This is a genomic window from Nitratireductor lacus, assembly GCF_056431025.1.
This window is the reverse complement of record NZ_JBWKMB010000007.1, coordinates 130052-148797: the sequence shown is the minus strand read 5'-3', so window position 1 is coordinate 148797 and position 18746 is coordinate 130052. Positions and strand designations below refer to the sequence as shown.

19 protein-coding genes and 2 pseudogenes are annotated in these 18746 nt (G+C 58.1%); 6 read left to right on the top strand and 15 right to left on the bottom strand.

All coding sequences use genetic code 11. The annotated features are described in order from the left end of the window. Positions 1-33 precede the first annotated feature (33 nt). The 5 genes and pseudogenes from AC07E3_RS08065 to AC07E3_RS08045 form a co-directional block, all read left to right on the top strand. Positions 34-732 (top strand): cyclic nucleotide-binding domain-containing protein, encoded by a 699-nt coding sequence (locus tag AC07E3_RS08065; protein ID WP_336071117.1) that lies wholly within the window; start codon positions 34-36, stop codon positions 730-732. Positions 733-1257: 525 nt separating this feature from the next. Continuing rightward, positions 1258-4071, top strand: coding sequence for a xanthine dehydrogenase family protein molybdopterin-binding subunit (locus tag AC07E3_RS08060; protein WP_478361066.1), 2814 nt, complete (start codon positions 1258-1260; stop codon positions 4069-4071). Then, positions 4068-4613: a (2Fe-2S)-binding protein gene (locus AC07E3_RS08055; RefSeq protein ID WP_478361064.1), complete on the top strand. Its 546-nt coding sequence runs from the start codon at positions 4068-4070 to the stop codon at positions 4611-4613. Before AC07E3_RS08060 ends, AC07E3_RS08055 begins: the two co-directional genes overlap by 4 nt. 13 nt (positions 4614-4626) lie before the next feature. Then, positions 4627-5910, top strand: a complete 1284-nt coding sequence (locus AC07E3_RS08050; RefSeq protein WP_478361062.1) for a cytochrome c — start codon at positions 4627-4629, stop codon at positions 5908-5910. Between the two features lie 2 nt (positions 5911-5912). Next, positions 5913-6061, top strand: a pseudogene (locus AC07E3_RS08045) (ATP-binding protein); the annotation flags it as partial. Positions 6062-6278: 217 nt separating this feature from the next. Here AC07E3_RS08045 and AC07E3_RS08040 read toward each other — a convergent pair. The 13 genes and pseudogenes from AC07E3_RS08040 to AC07E3_RS07980 all read right to left on the bottom strand — a co-directional run. Then, positions 6279-6578: pseudogene (locus AC07E3_RS08040) on the bottom strand (IS3 family transposase); the annotation flags it as partial. Between the two features lie 85 nt (positions 6579-6663). After that, positions 6664-6813 carry a hypothetical protein gene (locus AC07E3_RS08035; protein ID WP_478361060.1) on the bottom strand — a complete coding sequence of 50 codons (150 nt, stop codon included), beginning with the start codon at positions 6811-6813 and terminating at the stop codon, positions 6664-6666. Positions 6814-6998: 185 nt separating this feature from the next. Continuing rightward, a complete protein-coding gene (locus AC07E3_RS08030; protein WP_336071113.1) occupies positions 6999-7751 on the bottom strand; it encodes a sulfite exporter TauE/SafE family protein in 753 nt (250 codons plus the stop codon). Next, positions 7748-8806 (bottom strand): alpha/beta fold hydrolase, encoded by a 1059-nt coding sequence (locus AC07E3_RS08025; protein ID WP_336071112.1) that lies wholly within the window; start codon positions 8804-8806, stop codon positions 7748-7750. Before AC07E3_RS08025 ends, AC07E3_RS08030 begins: the two co-directional genes overlap by 4 nt. After that, positions 8787-9413, bottom strand: coding sequence for a malonic semialdehyde reductase (locus AC07E3_RS08020; protein WP_336071111.1), 627 nt, complete (start codon positions 9411-9413; stop codon positions 8787-8789). Before AC07E3_RS08020 ends, AC07E3_RS08025 begins: the two co-directional genes overlap by 20 nt. Further along, positions 9410-10318 (bottom strand): 4-hydroxy-tetrahydrodipicolinate synthase, encoded by a 909-nt coding sequence (dapA, locus tag AC07E3_RS08015; protein WP_336071110.1) that lies wholly within the window; start codon positions 10316-10318, stop codon positions 9410-9412. The genes AC07E3_RS08020 and dapA overlap by 4 nt, the downstream gene beginning before the upstream one ends. A 23-nt stretch (positions 10319-10341) precedes the next feature. After that, positions 10342-11130, bottom strand: coding sequence for an ABC transporter ATP-binding protein (locus AC07E3_RS08010; RefSeq protein WP_336071109.1), 789 nt, complete (start codon positions 11128-11130; stop codon positions 10342-10344). Then, on the bottom strand, positions 11127-11522 hold the full coding sequence (locus AC07E3_RS08005; protein ID WP_336071108.1) for a VOC family protein: 396 nt from the start codon (positions 11520-11522) through the stop codon (positions 11127-11129). The genes AC07E3_RS08010 and AC07E3_RS08005 overlap by 4 nt, the downstream gene beginning before the upstream one ends. 51 nt (positions 11523-11573) lie before the next feature. Then, on the bottom strand, positions 11574-12326 hold the full coding sequence (locus AC07E3_RS08000) for an ABC transporter permease (protein ID WP_336071107.1): 753 nt from the start codon (positions 12324-12326) through the stop codon (positions 11574-11576). 25 nt (positions 12327-12351) lie between these two features. Further along, a complete protein-coding gene (locus tag AC07E3_RS07995; RefSeq protein WP_336071106.1) occupies positions 12352-12879 on the bottom strand; it encodes a VOC family protein in 528 nt (175 codons plus the stop codon). A 59-nt stretch (positions 12880-12938) separates the two neighbouring features. Further along, positions 12939-13937, bottom strand: a complete 999-nt coding sequence (locus tag AC07E3_RS07990; RefSeq protein ID WP_336071105.1) for an ABC transporter substrate-binding protein — start codon at positions 13935-13937, stop codon at positions 12939-12941. Between the two features lie 40 nt (positions 13938-13977). Continuing rightward, the gene (locus tag AC07E3_RS07985) at positions 13978-14901 is read right to left on the bottom strand and encodes a fumarylacetoacetate hydrolase family protein (RefSeq protein ID WP_336071104.1); all 924 of its coding nucleotides are present in this window, start codon (positions 14899-14901) and stop codon (positions 13978-13980) included. A gap of 54 nt (positions 14902-14955) precedes the next feature. Continuing rightward, positions 14956-15759, bottom strand: a complete 804-nt coding sequence (locus AC07E3_RS07980; protein WP_478361057.1) for a glutathione S-transferase family protein — start codon at positions 15757-15759, stop codon at positions 14956-14958. Between the two features lie 143 nt (positions 15760-15902). Here AC07E3_RS07980 and AC07E3_RS07975 point away from each other — a divergent pair, with 143 nt between their 5' ends. Then, positions 15903-16574 (top strand): GntR family transcriptional regulator, encoded by a 672-nt coding sequence (locus AC07E3_RS07975; RefSeq protein ID WP_336071102.1) that lies wholly within the window; start codon positions 15903-15905, stop codon positions 16572-16574. 343 nt (positions 16575-16917) lie between these two features. Here the strand turns inward: AC07E3_RS07975 and AC07E3_RS07970 are convergent, their stop codons facing one another. Next, the gene (locus AC07E3_RS07970; RefSeq protein ID WP_478361055.1) at positions 16918-18102 is read right to left on the bottom strand and encodes an ABC transporter substrate-binding protein; all 1185 of its coding nucleotides are present in this window, start codon (positions 18100-18102) and stop codon (positions 16918-16920) included. A gap of 74 nt (positions 18103-18176) precedes the next feature. Then, on the bottom strand, positions 18177-18725 hold the full coding sequence (locus tag AC07E3_RS07965; RefSeq protein ID WP_336071100.1) for a 3-hydroxyanthranilate 3,4-dioxygenase: 549 nt from the start codon (positions 18723-18725) through the stop codon (positions 18177-18179). Positions 18726-18746: the final 21 nt, after the last annotated feature.

The following is an 18746-nucleotide window of genomic DNA, read 5'->3' as shown; positions in this document are numbered from 1 at the left end:
AATTCGCTGATTGATAATTATCAAGGAGGCTCGATGCGGCCGTCGGACATTCCAGAGATCAGGGCACTAGGCCTTTTCAGGAGCATGTCGGACACGGCGTTCGAAGCGCTGATGCAGGCTGCCTATCATCAGACCTTCCCCGCACAACTGGAACTGATCCGCGAAGGCGATCCTGCTGATTTTCTCTATGTTGTTACGGAGGGAGGGGTCGAACTCTTCGCCCGGTCCAATGGACGCGAAGCAACGATGGGAATGGTCAACCCAATCGGCACTTTCATACTGGCTGCGGTTTTGAAGGATGCAGCCTATCTGATGTCGGCGCGGACCTGTCAGAAATCAAAGGTGCTGATGATCCCGGCCGAAAATGTTCGTGCAGCGTTCGAGGCGGATGAGGCCTTCGCCCGTGCCATTGTTGTGGAACTGGCCAATTGCTACCGCTCCGTCGTCAAGGAACACAAGGACCTGAAACTGCGCAGCGCGATAGAGCGGCTGGCCAATCGCCTCCTGCGATATCACCAGGACCAGGGCGCAAACGGGACACTTGAGCTACCCTATGACAAACGCACCCTTGCCTCGCTTCTGGGAATGACGCCGGAAAACCTGTCTCGTGCCTTTAATTCGTTGAAGCCCTATGGCGTGCAGGTCGATGGCACGCGCATAGAGCTTTCCGATCTGGACGGCCTAACAGCTCTCGCCAAGCCAAACAAACTGATCGACGATCGTTCAAGTTAGCAGGAGAGCGGTGTTCCCGCACGGGTATCCGTGAGTGGCATCGGCTCTGAAGTTCACCGGTATTCACAATTCGGCGGGTTCAATGAGCTTGTCATTGCATATTCAGGGGTAGCCTACTCCGACAATGCGGTCTGATTTCTACCGAAGCATCGAATACACTCCGAGCAGGGTTAAAGGCCCGCGTATCGTGATCGGTTCTCCTGCCCCCCAAGGGCGAAGGCAACACCATCAGATTTCGAAGTGTATGGGCTGAGTCTAACCGGCGAAAGGTCGGTGGTGGCAGGTCAACTCGTAATCCGTTTTCCTACGCCATCGAAATTACCTCAAGTGCGGTTGGTAGAAGTTCTTTTGAGACAGCTGCAAGAGATCGGAATGAAACATTAACCAGAGTTAGGCTCTGCAAACAGAACAGCCTCCACATTGTGCCACCATATCCATTCTCGGGTTGTATAATATGGGGTTTCAGATACTTTGTCTTTCGTAGTGTTTATTTATAGATCTACGGGGGAGGCTATGGCTCAGCGCATGAACCGGAGAAACTTCCTTCGATCAGGCGTGGCCGCAGGCATTGCGATCAATGTTTCATTTCTTTCCCGACCGGCGCAGGCCCGTCTCGTCGAAACAGCGCTCCGGCCGGGGCCGGACTGGCTGGATACGACCGGCCAACCGCGATACCGGCTGGACGCCATTGCCAAGGTAACCGGCGAAAAGACCTTCTCCCGCGACTATCGTGCGCAGAATCTGGAGGGCTGGCCACGGGAGCAGTCGCACGCCTTCATGATCCATGCCACCAAGGCGGATCGCCGCTTTGAGGGAATCGATCTTGCCGTACTCGGCAACGACCTGCAGCCCGATCACCTGGTGCTGCACGAGGATCTCGTGGACGATGGTATTGCTGTGCCCAGCCCCGATTTTTTCGGCGACGTCTTCTTGGTTCCAAAGGGCCAGACGCCGCGTTTGCTCGGTCAGCCCGTTGCGATCCTAATTTACCATGATTTTGCCCGTTTTGACGCCGCTAAGCGGACCGTCCGCTTCAACGATAGTGTTGTGCTTTATGGCGATCAGACACCATACAATTCGCCCGCTCCCTACGGGGCCGCGCGCTATGTGCGCGTCGGCGGCGACACGCCGATGGCCGAAGACCGATATGCGCCGCTGAAGGATGCGGTGATCTACGGCAGTTTTTCCGGCGAGACCGTGAAATGGCCTGCCGTCGGCGACAAGGATGCCAGCGCGCGCGGCATGGCTGCGGCGGCTGGGATCGAACGGCAGATCGAGGACGCGGGCGAGGACGCGCTCGTCCTGAAGCGCAGCTACTTTTCTCAGTCTATCGATGCGTCCGCCATGGAGGCGGACAATGGCAACGTCTGGTACGACCGGGAAAGCGGCGCCCTGCATCTGATGGTAGCCACGCAATCACCCTACGAAGTGGCCGAGGTCTCGGCAGAACTGGTCTCGAAGTCGAAGTTTCCGCTGAACGCGATCGACCTCAAGATCGGCTACACGGTCGGCTACGGCACCAAGGATCACGCGATCTTTCCCTTCTTCGCCGTCGTGGCCGCCCTTTATGGCGACGGTCGGCCGGTGCGACTAGCCAACAACCGCTACGAACAATTCCAGATGGGCTTGAAGCGCCACGCGTTCTGGATGGACAACACGCTGCTGATTGACCGCGAGACGGGCGCCTTTCAGGCGATGACCGGGCATTCGCGATGCGATGGCGGCGGGCGCGCCAACTTTTCTTCCTCGGTCGCCTTTGTCGGAGCGACGGCGGCGCAGTCGATCTACTATCTGCCAAGCAGCGACTTTTCCGCCGTGGCCTTTTCCTCGCGCGCTGTGGAAGCGGGGTCGACGCGCGGCTATGGCACCCTGCAGACCATGTCGGCCACCGAAATGATGGTGGATGAGGCGGCCGAGCTTCTCGGCATGGACGCTATCGACCTCAGGCTCGCCAATGTCTTCAAATCGGGCATGAAGAATACGCAAGGTGCGGTGCCCGGCGGCGCGATGCGCAATGAGGAAATCCTGCTCAAGGCGAAGGCGCATCCGCTCTGGGCCGAACGACACGAGAGGAAGAAGGCCTACGAGGCCCAGAATCCCGGCCGCAAATATGGCGTCGGCTACGGCCATGTGCAGAAAGACTACGGCACCGGCGCCGAGGCCGCCGTGGTCTCACTGGAGTTCGACCCGCGAGGGCGGATCGCGCTGCGTCACGTCGCGCATGAGATGGGACCGGGCGTGACCACATCCCAGGCGATCATGGTCGGCGATATTCTCGGCCGCGTTCCCGACGAGACCGAATTCGGTGTCACAAGATGGCCACAGATGCCGCTGGAGACAACGGACGAACCTTATACGCTGAGCCAGGAGGAAGAAGACCGGCGCAAGCAGAATCCGCGCTGGACACCGCGCTTCACTTCCCCCATGAGCGCGACCAACAGCGTCTATTATCTCGGTCATGCCACCCGGGAGGCGGCTCGCGCCTTGCTCGACTTCGCCATCTGGCCGGCGGCGCGCGCGCTCTGGTCGCGCGGCGCGGGCGGCGGCGCGCTCGCGCCCTACGATGTGCGGCGCGAGGACCTGCGCCTTGCCGACGGCATGGTCAACGCAGGTGGCATGCCACCGCTGACGTTTGAACAAGTTGCCGCAGAGGCCCATGACATGGGGCTCATCACGGGTGTCACGGTGCACACTTTCAATCGGTGGCAGTGGACGGAAGCGGAATTCGACATCCCCGGTTACGGCCATGTACGCCGCACCGTCGATGCACTGGCGGTCAAGTACGGACGCAACGCACCTGAGGCACAGAAGGCGCTGATGTCCAACGCCGGTTGGCACTTCGTCGAGCGCGCCACCGTCTACTACCCACCGACCCAGCGCAACAATGCTGGCGTTACCTACTACGCTCCGGTGGCCACGCTGGCCGAGGTCGCTGTCGACATGGCGAGTGGCAAGGTGGAACTGCTCACCCATCATTCGATTATGGAATGCGGTCGCCAGGTCGTTCCGCCGCTCGTCTCCGGCCAACTCCAGGGCGGCCTGGCCATGGGCATCGGGCATGCGCTTAAGGAATACCTCCCACTCTACGAGGACGGGCCGGGCAACGGAACCTGGAACTGGAACCGCTACCAGCTTCCGCGCTCGAAGGATGTGGCCGTGTGGACCCAGACATCCGAGATTCTCGAACCTTTGTCGGAGACCGATGCGCCCAAGGGCATCGCCGAGGTCGTCATGATCGCCGTCGTGCCGGCGCTCGCCAACGCCATTGCCCACGCGACCGGAAAACGTTTCTACGAACTGCCGATAACGCCGGAGAAGATATTGGAGGCCCTATCATGAGCCTTTCGACGAAGCCGCTGTCGCTCACCGTCAATGGCAAGACGGTTGGGCCGATCGATGTGCCCGAGGGCATGATGATGCAGGACTTCTTGCATGAATATTTGAATCTGACCGGCGCCCGGCTGGGCTGCGGCCAGGGCATCTGCCATGCCTGCACCATTGCCGTGGAACATGAGGATGGAACGTTGGACGAAAGGCGCACCTGCATCACCGGCGCACACTGGTTCGATGGCCGCCATGTGCGCACTGTCGAAGGCATCGCCGAGCGCGACGAAAAAGGAGCCATCGCCATGCTTTCCCCGGTACAGAAGGCATTCATCGAGCACTTCTCGTTTCAATGCGGTTATTGCACCCCCGGCTTCGTTATTGGCGCTACAGTGCTGATCGACCGGCTGCGGCGCGAGCCGGTGGCACGCGAGCAACTTGAGGATGTCATCACCGAAGCGCTCGACAGGCACATCTGCCGTTGCACGGGCTATGTTCGCTATTTCGAGGCTGTGCGCGATGTCGTTCTAAGAACGCCGGGTCTGGTTATCGGCTGATGGAGGATCGGACATGACCTGGCGCTCCGTCTTCCTGGGTGTGGCCGGCCTGGCCTTTTTGTGCGCGGTGGCCGCGTCCGCCATATTCTTCGGCGCGTTTCAGACCAGCGTCGTTGCGCGCGATGTGGACGAACCCCTTTCCGACAGCGAGATGGCCTCGCTCGCCGAACGCGGCGCCTATGTCGCCAAAGCCGCCGATTGCTACGCCTGCCACACCGCGCCAGGCGGCGCGCCCTGGGCCGGCGGCCTGGCGTTCGAAACGCCCTTCGGCACCATCCATGCAACCAATATTTCACCAGACAAGGAACATGGCATCGGCGACTGGACGCGCGCCGAGTTCCACCGCGCCGTCCGCGATGGCGTAGGTGAGGGCGGCATGCATCTCTACCCAGCCATGCCTTACGTCTCCTATCGCAAGATGAAACCGGAGGACGTCGACGCGGTCTATGCCTATCTGATGACCCGCGCTCCTATGCCGGTGGCCAACAAGGACAACGCGCTCGCTTTCCCCTTCAATATCCGCCGGTTGCTAACGTTTTGGAACCTCCTCAACCACCCGGACGAGACGTTTCAGACAGTGGAGGAAAAATCCGACCAGTGGAATCGCGGTCATTATATCGTCGATGCGCTCGCCCATTGCGGCGAATGCCACACGCCGCGCAATCTTCTCCAGGGCATGGAACGCAGCGCCTATCTCGAGGGTGCGGTGCTCGAAGGTGTGGAAGCGCCGGATATCACCAGGGCCGGGCTTGAAACGATGGGTTTCGACGCGCCGTCTCTTGCCCGTTTCATGAAGACAGGTCTGTCCGCGCAAGGGGCGATGACCGGGCAGATGTTCGAGGTGGTGCACTACTCCACCCAGTACATGCGCGACGACGATCTGGCCGCAATGGTCGCTTATCTCTTCGATACCGACGAGACCTCGGAGGACGAAACGCCAGCGCCGGCGCCGGTAGAAGTTCCCGCGCAGACGGCAACTTCGGGCCGCGATACCTTTCTCAACCTGTGCTCGGGATGCCATGGCGTCGAGGGCCAGGGCATTCCGCATGTCGTCGTCCCGCTTGCGACCAACATATCGCTACGGCTGGCGAGCCCGCGCAATTTCCTTCACGCCGTCCTTCATGGAATACCCGCGCAAGACTTCCCCGGGCTCGAGCGGATGGAGCCGATGCCGAGCTTTGCCGATAGACTGGACGATCGGGCGGCGGCCGAACTGGCGACATGGATGCGGGCGCGCTGGGGAGGGCGGGCAAAGGCGGTCACGGTCGAGGACGTTGCCTCGATACGCGAGCAGTAGCAAAGCTGCCGTTCGACGAATGGACGGACACGTTCGGGTCCCAGCGTCTGACCGGTGCGCTGCTCGATCGCGTCACCCACCACATCAACATTCTCGAATTGAACCCGAGAGCTATCGTCTCGCCCAAAACCGCGTGCGAAGAGCCGGTTGATACCCTCGCGAAAATCGCCGACGCCGCGAGCGCGAGACTCTGGTCGGGCTACGCCCTCCTCACGTTCCACGCTTGCGGCGCTAGCTGGCTTACTTTTGCGCCAGCCCGTGGCAGGTCTTGTCCCGCCATTGACAAACGTGGCTGAAACGCTCAGGCGCTGTTCAGATGGAGGATGTTGCCGTCAGGGTCCTTGAACCAGACCATCTTAAACCCGTTCGCGTCGTAGACCCCATCCTTGTATGAAGGCCTCAATCCAGGCTTCGAGATCGCCCGGCAGGAAGTAGTTTGCCAACAGGATGCGGTTTTTGAGGGTCTGGTGCCACCGTTCGATCTTGCCTTGGGTTTGGTAATGTAGTGGCGCGCCACGCACATGGCTCATGCCCTGCGTCTCGATGAACTCCGCCAGTTCGCCCGCGATATAGCTGGGACCGTTGTCGCTGAGCAACTTTGGCTTATGTAGCACTGCCGCGCTGTCGCAACCCGAGACTTCCAGGGCCAGCTCCAGCGTGCGCTTTACCGGCAGATGGGATTGCTCGGCGATCCGGATGATCTCGAGCTTCTCGGATGCGGGATACCTCATTCCTCATCGTCCCCATTCGCGATCATGCATTTTTAAGCAGCCGGTTCTCCAAGGTCAGATCGGCGACACATTCCTTCAGATCGCGGGCTTCACGGCGCAGGCCTTCCAGCACGATCCGGATCTTGTCCTTCGCGGAGAAGTGGCGGCGCGTCTTGCGGCGGATATCTTTCACCACCTGTTCGACGGGGACTTTGGATGGTGATTTCGATTTTGAGGATTTGGGTCTCATCTGCGTTCCTTCGTCACTCCGACGAGACCCAAATCCTCCTTAAATCACAACCTCAAATCTGTGCCACGGGCGCTGACGGTCAACACATCGCCATAGCACGCGTTCCCTGGCACATCGAAAACCCGTGTTCACGCGAGCAGGAATATGACACTCATCGCCAAGCCGGTCACCACCACGATCATTCTTAACAGCAGCTTCGACACCCTTCTGGATACTTGAGCACCTGCATATCCTCCCAGAGCAGCGAACACGGCCATCAAAGTTCCAAGTGACCAGTCGATGAGACCTCCAAGGGCAAAAACCGCAAGCGATGCCGCCGACAAAATAAGGGAGAGAAGATTCTTCAATCCGTTCATCAACGGCAGACTGGTCATGCCCAAAAGGGCAAAGAGCGCAAGAAGCACAATTCCCAGTCCGCCATTGAAATACCCGCCGTATACGGAAACGATGAAAACTCCCGGTGCGGGTGGGATAGCACTTATCTCCACCAGTGCGACGATACGTTCGCTAAACGCGAAGACCGCAGTTGCCAGGAACAGCAAAGCAGGGACGATCGCATTGAATGTGGCAGCCGTGGTTATGGTGAGAAGAAAACCACCGACGATCCCACCCGCAATGCCGGCTAGACACATGCGAAGAAGCGCTCCAGCATCGAGTGTTTTCAACTCTTTCTGAAACCCGACGGCACCACCGACGTATCCCGGCGTAACGGCGAAGGCACTGGTAGCATTCGCAATAATGGGAGGAACCCCGACATAGACCAGAGCTGGAAATGTGAGAAAACTTCCGCCCCCGGCCACGGCGTTGAGACCGCCGGCAGCGAAAGCTGCTATCCCAAGAAGCCACCAATCTGCTATAGAATACGTCGTGGCGAGCATCATGAGATGAAATCGCGCACCTGGCGCATAATAAAGTCCTGGTCAGAAGGGCTCATCACAGGATTGCCTGCCCTATGCCCCCAAGGTGACTCCAGCATTGCGATGCGCACATCGCGCAAGAGGGCTCCTTCAGCCTTTACATCGACTTCCTGGAAATAGAGATCGGCACGCGCAGGCATCAACAAGACGCGCGCGCGAACAGCTTCGATTGCCTTGTCAAGGTTGCCGTAATACCGTTCGTTTGCAGCAATATCGGCCGCCTCCCATGTGGATATATGTGCCAGCAGATTGTCGGGATCCTTGCCCACAAACGCTCTGTCCCAGTAGCCGCTTAGAAAGTCTTCAAGTGCCTCATAGCCCAGGGAGCGCCAGCATTCGTCACGATAAAATGCCTGCGAAAGCGCCCAGCCGGCATAAAACCGCCCAAGCGCAGGCAATACGCGGTCCGGCAGGCGTACGAACCGGCCAGCTTCGGGATCGTAAGCGCAGTCTGTCTGCAGTAGAGCTTTCGCCCCCTCAAGGAAGACACGATTGTGCGCCGAGGTACGCGCTGTAGCGCAGACAGGTATGAGGTGGGCAATGTCTTCGGGAAAGAGCGCGGCCAGATGCCATGCAACCTGACCTCCCATCGACCACCCCATCGCCACGGCGATGCGCCGTACACGAAAGACCCGCTCGAGCACATATTTTTGGGCAAGTGCGTTATCGTAGGCCGTGATAAGCGGAAATTTTTTTCCCTCAGCGAAAGCCACACAATTGCTTGGCGAGCTCGATAGCCCATTCCCGAAGAGATTGGCGATGACGATAAAATATCTAGCCGGATCGAAGATGGATTCCGCCCCGACCATCCACTCGAAATCGCGATGAGTTGCCCCAAATGACGTGGGAATGAGCACCACGTTGTCGCCACTGGCATTCAGCCGCCCGAATGTTTTCACGACAAGAACGACATCTTCCAGTTCCGGGCCCGATTGGAGGCCGATGCGCCCCAGCGACAGACAAAGGGCGCCGTCCTCCGCGACGCCGAGCTGACCGGAATCAGAGGATTTCACAGACATCGTCGAAATCGAAGCGCGGGTGACGGGGAAACAGGCAAGATGGATCACCGTGCCCAAGGCTGCAAAGAAAATTCGTTCTCACATGGGTTCCCTGCCAGAACGCCCTGTCGACACCTTCGTGATCGAACCCTGAAAGAGGACCACAATCCAGGCCGATCGCGCGTGCCGCCAGCATAAAAAAGCCCGCTTGCAATGTGCCATTCCGTATCGCGGTCATGCGAGTGCGCTCAGCATTCTCCTCGCCAACAAAACGCTCTCGAACAGTCGGGCGGTGGGGAAACAGACGGCTGAAATGCTCATGAAACGCCAGATCGTATCCGAGAATGGCTGTAACCGGAGCTGCGCGCACTTTGGCGAGGTTCCCCTCATCAACGAATTGCAGAAGCCGCTCCTGCGCCGCCCCCGGTCTCACGAACCTGATCCGCATCGGGCAACAGTTTGCGGATGTGGGCGCCCACCGCGTCAGGTCCCATATCCGGCGCAATTCAGCATCGAGAACCGGCGTTTCCAACCAGCCGTTCTGACTCCGCGCATCAACAAAGATGCGCGTCAGCAGATTGTTCGCACAAGGGCTCGACGCTCCGAAGAGACCGACAGCGCAACTCATGGCGCCAACGCCTCTTCTTCGGGCATGATCGCGTCAATCACGGACTGAAGCTTCGCGCGCGCCGGCGGATCCAACGGCTTGATGGGATCGCGTGCCGGTCCAGCACTCCGCCCGACCATCATCATCGCCTCCTTAATGACAACAGGGAACGACCCGAGGACCCACGCAGCGCGTAACGGCGCCAGGAGGTCCGAGATACGGCGCGCCTCGGTAAGGTTGCCGGAAACGGCCGTGTCGTAAAGATGGACCAGCAAGCGGGGAAAGACGTTGCAGGCGGGCGACACGGCACCATGACCGCCGTTAACGAGCATGGATAGCGTCAGCGTATCGCGACCGGAGAAGAGAATGCCACGCCTCCCCGAGGCCACCAGAAATTCGATTGCCTGGGTCATGTCACCGGCCGAATCTTTGATGCCAACGACATTGGCGGCTCCATCCATGACGGCGGCAAGGGTCTGCGGCGTGATATTGACGCTGGTACGCGGCGGGTTGTTGTACAGAAGTACGGGTAGCTCGGTTTCCCCGGCCAACGCCGTGAAATGATTGACAAGTTCCGCTTGGTTCGGCTGCGCGAAATACGGTGTAATCAGCATCGCCATGTCAACGCCGATCGACTTTGCCGCCGATAAAGTGCGGCGTGTTTCCCGCAGATTGCTCCGCGCACAACCAGCGACGACCGGAACCCTGCCATTGACGGCTTTAACGCATCGCTCGAGCAGCGCGATATGCTCCAATTCGTCCAGCGAGAAGAACTCGCCCTGGCTGCCGGCAACAGAGATTCCATGTACGCCACAGGAAAGATATTCGTCGATCAGCGCTTCCAGACGGTCGAGGTCGAGCTCCTGGTTCGCATTGAAGGGTGTCGCCAGAGCTGGCGACATACCGTGAAAACGTCGGAAATCCATTCTTCCCGTCTCCAAGTTTGTCATTAATTCACACCCATGAGTGTGCTGAGCTGTGTCACGTACTGACCGAACCTCGGATCCTCACGTGTGGTTTTCGGGTCGCGTGGACGTGGAAGATCAATGCGAACATCGCTGATGACTTTGGACGGCCGGTCTGACATGACGAGAACACGATCTGAAAGGAAGATCGCTTCGGAAATGCTGTGCGTGATCAAGACGACAGTTTTCCGGATCTTCTGCCACAGGCGCAGCAGTTCAACGTTCAGTTGATCTCTCGTCAGCGCATCGAGCGCACCGAACGGCTCATCAAGCAATAGGAGTTTCGGCTGCGAGATCAGGGTTTGACCAAGCGCGGCGCGCTGTTTCATGCCCCCGGAGATCTGGTGCGGAAATTTGTCTCGGAAACCGTCCAGCTTTAGAACCGGCAGTATCTCGTCGACCCGGCGTGTTATCTCCTCACCTGGAACACCGCGAACCTCGCAGTTCAGGCGGATGTTCTTTTCAACCGTCAGCCAGGGCAGCATGTTGTGGGTCTGGAACACCACGCCCACCTGCTTGTTGTGCCTACTGGACGGCTCTCCCCAAAGGTTCAGCTGCGCCCCTTCATCGGGTTCCACGAGGCCCGCTATGATGCGCAGGATCGTACTTTTACCACAGCCGCTTGGCCCGAGAATGGATACGAACTCCGCTTCGCCGATGCTGCAATTGACGTTGTCTAGAACCTTCAGCGCTCCGAAAGTCTTTGATAAATCGCGGATGCTGATGGCCCCAGCGGATGCTTGTACATCCGCCGGGTTTGGCTGTGCGTTCACTTGGACGCTCCGACCCAACCGTTGTGGGACACATCGAAGATAATTCCATTGGGATCGCGGAACTTCATCTCGTAGTAGAGTGAATCCTTGTCCAGTGGCAGTTCCTTGAAAAAGGTTCCGCCGTTCTTCTTGATGATCTCACTCTGCTCGTCGATATCGTCTACCCAAAAGCCGATGTGGTTGATTGCAACGGCATCCTTGTCGCCGCCAGCCCACTCGTCTGCCTTGTATTCAAGCAGCGCGAGGGTAACCGTTCCGTCGGAGACATACGTTCCAGACGCGAGGGGCGAGTCGGTCTGACCGACAATCTCCATGCCAAGTGCATCTACATAAAACTGAGCTGCTTCCGCATGATCCTTCACCTGGATGGCGACGTGACGTAGCTTTGCCATTGAGTTCTCCTTTGGCTTTTCATTTACTTGGAATGTGACTGGCAGCGCGGCCTAGATGCCGCGCCACCAGACCCTGCGCCCCAACAACTCCACCACAAGGTAGAGAAGCGTTGACAGGATCGAGATCACCACGAGCGCGGCGAACAGAAGATCGGATCGGGCCGACGCATTTGCCGACAGGATCACGTAACCCAAACCGCCTTCCGCACCGACAAACTCACCGATGATCGCACCGATGACGGCAAGCGGCATGGCCGTCTTGCAGGCATCCACGATGGATGGCATTGCGGCCGGCATCTGGAGGCGCCAGAAGCGTATCCATCGGGAAGCGCCAATCGCATCGAAATGCTCGCGCAAATGCGAGGGAACACTCTCAAGCCCGCCCAGCATGCCAATCACGATTGGAAAGAATGCGAAAAGAAAAGCCATGAGGACCTTCGAGGTAAGGCCATAGCCGAACCAGATCACCATCAACGGTGCCAACGCCACTTTGGGAAGCCCCTGAAAGAGCACGATCAACGGATACACCGTCCGGCGCGCCAGAGGCATGGCATGGATCACCAACCCCAAAGCGAGACCGCCAACGACCGCCCAAAGGTAGCCGACCACCACTTCGTTCAACGTGATCAAGGTGTGCCGGTAGAGTTCGCCCGCATTGTCCCACAGTGAAAAGAGAACAGCCGACAACGAAGGCAGGAGGTATTGCCGTATGCCGAACCATTCCGCCGCCATCTCCCAGAGCAGAGCAATGAGACCGAAGAAGATCAACTCTGGAAGACGTGCATTTGAGAGCAACTGCTTCATCCCGGGAACTCCAGCCATGCCGTCATCAGTTTTCACCCCAGCCCTTGGGGGGATCGACTAGAAACTTCTCGAACTTCCACTGATCGAACGCCGTAACGTCATCCTTCCAGACACTTGGGTCGTAGGGGGAATCGTCCGTGACCTGAACCATGTCGGCATAGAATTCGACATTGTTGTTGTCGGGATCCTTGAAGACGAGGAACAGGTTTTCGCCCGGCCCGTGCTTACCTATGCCCCGTTCGATCTTAACGCCTTTCGATTGAATGTGACGCGCGGCTTCCTCGATCTCGTCCAGGGAACCAAGCTCATATGCGAAATGCTCAAGGCCAGGACGATTGACGCTGTAGATATCTTCGCGATTGCCAGCATCCGGTGGGATCTGCACCAAGGCGAGATCATGATGATCGGAACCGCAGCGTAGGAAAACAAGCTTGTCTTCGATCCAGTCGGAAAGCGTTAGACCTACAACCTCGGTGTAGAACTCAAAGGATTTTCGTATGTCCCGGACATGCAGGACCAGATGCCCCATCTTACGGGGTTTCGGCTTCACCATATCAACCTCCCTGGCGTAATAAGATGTCCGTTCGCGCTCCAGAGCGGACGGACCACCGTTCACTCCACCAATTCGTTGGTGAAGAGGTCATCCGCCGTCACCGCTTCATGCGACAGGCCGAAAGCACTGGTGATCAACTCATAGGTGCCACCAATCCTTTCCGCCTCAAACGCCGGCTCGAGCTTCCCCCTTGGGGCGAGCAACGAGACCACCTCGCGGACCTGCTGAAGCGTTATTTCAGGATCAAGGCTTGGATAGGCTGCGAGTATGATCTCCGCGGCGTCTTCGGGATTCTCGATGGCAAATTCATATCCGCGGTAGGACGCGTCCAAGAATGCGCGCAGTGCCCCGGGCTTTTCCGCAATGGCTGCTTCCGTTGTGGCAAAGCCGCTTCCATAGGCATTCAAACCATGGTCGGAATATTCGATCCAACCAATTTGCTTGCCTGCCTTTTCGGCGAGTTTCTGCAGCACCGCACGGTTGGAAGCACGCCAGCATTCCGCCAGATCGATGCGACCTTCAAGCAAAGAGGCATCAACCACGGCGGGCTCCAACCGAAGCAGTGAAATCGCATCCGGCGCGCGTCCGTTCATCTCCAGCCAGGCCGGCATGATCTTGTGCACCGGAGAGGCTGCACCGCCGCCCATTTTCAGACCAATGATATCATCGATCCCGCGCTGATCATCCAGCCCCTGCTTCACGTAGCAGACGCCAGCCGGCCAGATTCCATTAATCGCGCCGACCATTCTCAGTGTACCGCCGTTCTGCCGATTGAGCGCCACGTTGATGGGATCGACATATCCGATTGTGAACATGCCTTGATCGACTTCGTTCGCAGTCCGAGAACCGCCATAGCCACGAGACAGTTCGACATCGAGTCCAGCGTCGTTAAACCAGCCTTTTTCCTTGGCAACGATTGGCCCAACCACACTGCCCTGCGGCAACCACGCCATATTGAAGCTGATCTGCTCGTCGGCCGACGCGTGAACCGTGGCGGCAAGCAACATTGCTGCGGCGGTGTGTGCAACCAAACCGCGCCGGTTTCTTTTTTTACTCATTATCGCTTCTCCTCCCTGAGTTTGCCCGACCTGCGGGCCCTTATTGCACCGGGTTGCTAATCTCCCCGATCTCAGCCACCGCAGCCGTCATGACATCTCCACGCTTCAGAAAAACGCCACGCCCCATGCCCACACCTGTAGGGGTGCCGGTCGCGATAACATCCCCAGGTTGGAGTGAAACGATCGTCGACAGATAGGCAATCTGCTCGTTGACCTTCCAGATCATCTCCTCTGCCGTGCCATCCTGCATCACCTCTCCATTGACGGACAGGCGGAGGCGAACCTTCTGAGGATCGGGGATCTGAGCAGCCGGGACGAGCCACGGTCCGAACGGAGCGAAACCATCGTGACACTTGCCCTGAAACCAGTCGAACTTGAAGGGATAATCACTACGCACGTTCATGTCGCGCGCCGTAACATCGTTGACGACGCTATAAGCGGCCACATGCTTTAGTGCGTCCTCAGCAGAGATGTGACGTGCGATCCTGCCGATCACCGCCGCCAACTCGACCTCCCAATCGAGCTGTTCGGTCCCATCGGGCATCGTGACAGGCTCGCCCGGACCGATCACGCAATTCTCCAGTTTCAGGAACATGTAGGGCTTGCTCTCCGCCTTGGCGGCGAGAACAGTCCCCATCTCATCCGCATGGTCGACGAAGTTTGAAGCGGCGCAGAAAATACGGTGCGGGCGAAACGGCGCGCACAGCTTCACCCTACCCTTGAGATCGGACAAATCCGCCCGCCTTGCTGCATCGCGGATGGAACCCGCAAGCCCACTCCAGTCGTGCGCATCGGAACACAGCCCAGCCAGAAAACTTGTAACCTCTCCATTCGACCAGTCGCCTTCCGGCAAACTCACGCCGGCGGCTCGCAGTTCCGCCGCATCGTAAAGCGCCCCTCCGCAAATAACTGCAGATTTTTCGGGACCACTGTCTACATAACGACCGAAGGCGACTGTAGGCATGAACTTCCTCCTCAATTCAATTTTCCGTATGTGTACATAATTTAGATTTTGTCGTCAATTATAAATCTTTGCATACATATCTGGCGGCAACGCATCTTTGATCAAGGAAGCGCATAATTCCTGTTCAACAAGCGCAGTCACCTTGTGCTCCTGCTCTCCACCCGCGACGGCAAAGGAAGGCCGGGCCGCCATCTGATCAGCCCATCTGCGTGCCGCCGGGTGAGCACGCCAAAGCGTCGAAAGCCCCAGCACCTTCAACCGATCTACCAGCGCACTCATCGCAACATCGGCGAGACTGAATCTGTCGCCGGCCAGCCATTCCGCCTCCAGCAGAACTTCATTCATACGCCCGATCGTGCGATGAAGCGTCCGAATGGCCGCGACGACGGCGGCTCGATCGAATGGGGCCGTCACCGCCGAACGAAACGCGCCGGCACGCTCCGGCAACGGATGTGCCGCGATTTTTCGCTCCAGTTCCTCCGCCGAAAGACTCGACAGAAGAGGTTTGATGTAGAGATTGAACGTAGGAGATCGGATCGCCGGATGAACCACACTGTCTTCGCAGTGACACCACCAGCGCATCCGGGCGCGCGCCATGGCATCCTGCGGATGCAGACGACCCCGACCGTACGTCTCATCAAGAAAGGCATTGATAACCGAAGATTCCCCCAGCGGCTGCCCTTGGCAAATCAGCGTGGGCACCAGACCGTCCGCATTCAACTGCAGATACTCCGGCTGAAGGTGCTCGAACTCCGTCAGACAGATCGAACGATCCTCCCAGGGGACATCAAGTTCCGCCAGGCAAACGCGGACCTTGAACGATTGCAGCGAATCCCATGCATGATACAGAGTGAGCAACACATACCTCCCATTTCAGAGTGCAACTTCGATATAATGTCGACAAAAAAGATAGAAATGCAAATTGCCTAATGTTATTGTTTGCCAAATGATTCAAATCAGGAAAGAAGCTCGCCTCGGAACGCGGCAAGGATCTACAATCGATGACGAACACCACGCTGAGCCAGCGAATTGCCAACACCCTCTCCGAGGAGATTCTCAAGGGGGATCTCAAACCGGGAGACCGGCTAGACGAGCAATCATTGGCAGACCGGTTTCAGGTATCGCGCAGCCCCATACGCGATGCATTGCGCGAACTGGCTTTGACGCGACTGATCGAGCAACGGCCTAGACGAGGCTTTGCTGTTGCCCAGATAGAAACCACAACACTGCGCAATCTCTACGAGGCTCTTAGCGAACTGGAGGGCTTGTGCGCTAGATACTGCGCGCTGCGTGCGGACACGGTTCAGCGCGAACACATCCGATTGATCCACACGCGTGGGCAGGATGCGATAAAGCAGCATGACATGACCGCATATGCAGAGGCCAATCGTGCTTTGCATCAGGCGATCTACGACGCATGCCACAACGACGCATTGCGGGATATTGCCCTCGACGTCCGCAATCGCCTCTCCATGTTCCACGCCCAGTTCTTGTTCTCGGAGGAACGTGTTGTACAGTCGCAGGATGAGCATCGCGAGATCGTGGAGTGCATCCTGAACAATGACGGTGACGGCGCCAGCGAAGCAATGAAGAAGCACGTGGCGAAAACCGCCTTGAACATCATTTCGCATATCGGTTCAAAGACCGGAGAGCCGGCGACCGGCGCGGACTGATCCGACATAGTGAACGGGCTTTGCTCGCGGCATAGCAATGTGCCAAAGCGCGTTTGCAAGGAGCCATCCGCTTTGGGAAGCCCAGCAAACGTCGCTCAGCGCGCTTCCATCATGCTCTGAGGCGAGACAACCGAGCGCCCTGCCGCGCTGATCTCCCTGAACCTGGTGGTTGTTGTCATCCCGCTCGTGCAAGCGATACGAAAGCGTCCGGACAATCAGCCAGGATATGCCTGCCCGATTGCAGCGAGAGGGAATGAAGGTAGCGTGCATCACCGAAAGCCAGCGATGCACGCCGCGATGATCATGAGGATCGTGCGTTTGGCTCGATCCCCGGCACAGTTGATCAGTCGGCCGACTGTAACGTGCAATCCTGCGCATAGCCGTCCTGATGTACACTGAGCACTTTGGCTTCGGTCTTCAAGACCATCTGGCCAGTGTCGTTTTTGACCGCTTTCAAGGCATACCAGTCTTGAACCGGGTGTTGATTGGGGCCAAGCGAGAAAACCCCGCGGACCGACTCGATCTTCTGGCTCAAAAGCGCTTCGCGGAACGCCTTAATATCTTCGACGGAACCTTCGCTACCAGCCAGGCCTGCGGCAATCATCAATGCGGCATCGTAGCCTTGTGCCGCATAGTAGGTGACAGGGCGGTCGTCATACTTGGCGCGCCATGCCTCTATGAAGGACGCGTTCGTCGGATTGTCAAAGTCGTCGTTCCAGTGGCTCGTCACCTGCAAGCCGTCGGCGGCCTCACCGACCGCACCAAGGATGACATGGTCCATGGAGGCCGGGTGAACGACGAGCGGAATCTGTTCCGAAAGGCCTGCTTGCTGGTACTGCCGGATAAATGCGATACCCAGTCCGCCGGGCTGGAATTCGTAGACCATGTCGGGTGCCGCAGCGCGGATCTGCGCCATTTCGGCGGCAAAGTCCGTCTGGTCGAGACCGGTGTAGATTTCTCCCACGACCTCGCCTTCGAAAAAGCGTTTGAACGCGACCATGGTTTCCTTGCCGGCCTGATAGTTGGGGGCGACAAGAAAAGCTGTCTTGTACCCCAGCGACTGGGCAAGGGCGCCGGCGCTCTCCCCTTGGCTGTCGTCCTGCCACGAACTGACGAAATAGTTCGCGTGGCATTCCTCGCCGGCAAATGAGGAAGAGGCTGTGTTCGCGGCCACGTAAAGCGCATCGTTGTCGAGAATTTCGGGAACCGTTGCGAATGCCACATTGGCGAATACGATCCCGGTAAAGAGCTTCACATCGTCGGCCAGCATTTTCTCTGCAATCTGTCTTGCATTACCCGGCTTCAGTCCATCGTCCTCGACGTGCAGTTCTACCGGCACGCCTCCGAGTGTGCCGCCATTCTCCTCGATGGCGAGCGCGAAGCCGTCCCGAATATCCTGGCCAAGATATCCGGCCGGTCCGGAGAGCGTGGTGATCATGCCGATCTTCACCGGCTCCTGCGCGTGGCCAAACGCGACCATCGCCGATGACCATGCCGCGGCCAGAAGAAGTTTTCTCGTTTTTGTCATGACGTTCCCTCAACTACCCACTCACGAGGCGGGTTTCTGATTCATGTTTCCGACGTTTCTGCCGCAGCGCTTTTCTACAGTTTCACCCATCCCTCAGGCGGCACTTTCCCGGGGTGCACGGCATTGCAGTTCGGGCAGGTGCGTGCCTTCTCATCCGCGTAGAAGGCTTGATAGATCGGCGGCAGATCGCGAACGATGCTTTTGAGTGAAACTTCGACGCGTTTCACGAGTTCATTGCACTCGAAGCAGTACCATTCGAACGCATCCACCTGGTCGGGTTGGCGCTTCGGTTCGATCACCAGACCGATCGATCCTTCCTGGGGGCGTTGCGGGGAATGGCGTATATGCGGAGGCAGGAGAAAAATCTCACCCTCGCGAATGGGAACGTCATAAAAGGCGCCATTGTCGACAACCTTTAGAACCATGTCGCCCTTGAGCTGGTAGAAAAATTCCTCCACCGGATCGTCGTGGTAATCGGTCCGTTTGTTGGGCCCACCGACCACTGTCACCATCATGTCGGCGTCTTCCCAGATCTGCTGGTTTCCAACCGGTGGCTTAAGCAGGTGCTTGTGCTCGTCGATCCATTTGGAAAAGCTGAATGCCGATAGCTGTCTCTCTGTCATATCGTCCTCCCGTTGCTTCGT

Excerpts from the sequence above, each read along its gene's own strand:
- AC07E3_RS08065 (WP_336071117.1), top strand. The coding sequence starts at position 34 with ATGCGGCCGTCGGACATTCCAGAGATCAGGGCACTAGGCCTTTTCAGG.
- AC07E3_RS08060 (WP_478361066.1), top strand. The coding sequence starts at position 1,258 with ATGAACCGGAGAAACTTCCTTCGATCAGGCGTGGCCGCAGGCATTGCG.
- AC07E3_RS08055 (WP_478361064.1), top strand. The coding sequence starts at position 4,068 with ATGAGCCTTTCGACGAAGCCGCTGTCGCTCACCGTCAATGGCAAGACG.
- AC07E3_RS08050 (WP_478361062.1), top strand. The coding sequence starts at position 4,627 with ATGACCTGGCGCTCCGTCTTCCTGGGTGTGGCCGGCCTGGCCTTTTTG.
- AC07E3_RS08030 (WP_336071113.1), bottom strand. The coding sequence starts at position 7,751 with ATGATGCTCGCCACGACGTATTCTATAGCAGATTGGTGGCTTCTTGGG.
- AC07E3_RS08025 (WP_336071112.1), bottom strand. The coding sequence starts at position 8,806 with ATGTCTGTGAAATCCTCTGATTCCGGTCAGCTCGGCGTCGCGGAGGAC.
- AC07E3_RS08020 (WP_336071111.1), bottom strand. The coding sequence starts at position 9,413 with ATGAGTTGCGCTGTCGGTCTCTTCGGAGCGTCGAGCCCTTGTGCGAAC.
- dapA (WP_336071110.1), bottom strand. The coding sequence starts at position 10,318 with ATGGATTTCCGACGTTTTCACGGTATGTCGCCAGCTCTGGCGACACCC.
- AC07E3_RS08005 (WP_336071108.1), bottom strand. The coding sequence starts at position 11,522 with ATGGCAAAGCTACGTCACGTCGCCATCCAGGTGAAGGATCATGCGGAA.
- AC07E3_RS08000 (WP_336071107.1), bottom strand. The coding sequence starts at position 12,326 with ATGAAGCAGTTGCTCTCAAATGCACGTCTTCCAGAGTTGATCTTCTTC.
- AC07E3_RS07995 (WP_336071106.1), bottom strand. The coding sequence starts at position 12,879 with ATGGTGAAGCCGAAACCCCGTAAGATGGGGCATCTGGTCCTGCATGTC.
- AC07E3_RS07990 (WP_336071105.1), bottom strand. The coding sequence starts at position 13,937 with ATGAGTAAAAAAAGAAACCGGCGCGGTTTGGTTGCACACACCGCCGCA.
- AC07E3_RS07985 (WP_336071104.1), bottom strand. The coding sequence starts at position 14,901 with ATGCCTACAGTCGCCTTCGGTCGTTATGTAGACAGTGGTCCCGAAAAA.
- AC07E3_RS07975 (WP_336071102.1), top strand. The coding sequence starts at position 15,903 with ATGACGAACACCACGCTGAGCCAGCGAATTGCCAACACCCTCTCCGAG.
- AC07E3_RS07970 (WP_478361055.1), bottom strand. The coding sequence starts at position 18,102 with ATGACAAAAACGAGAAAACTTCTTCTGGCCGCGGCATGGTCATCGGCG.
- AC07E3_RS07965 (WP_336071100.1), bottom strand. The coding sequence starts at position 18,725 with ATGACAGAGAGACAGCTATCGGCATTCAGCTTTTCCAAATGGATCGAC.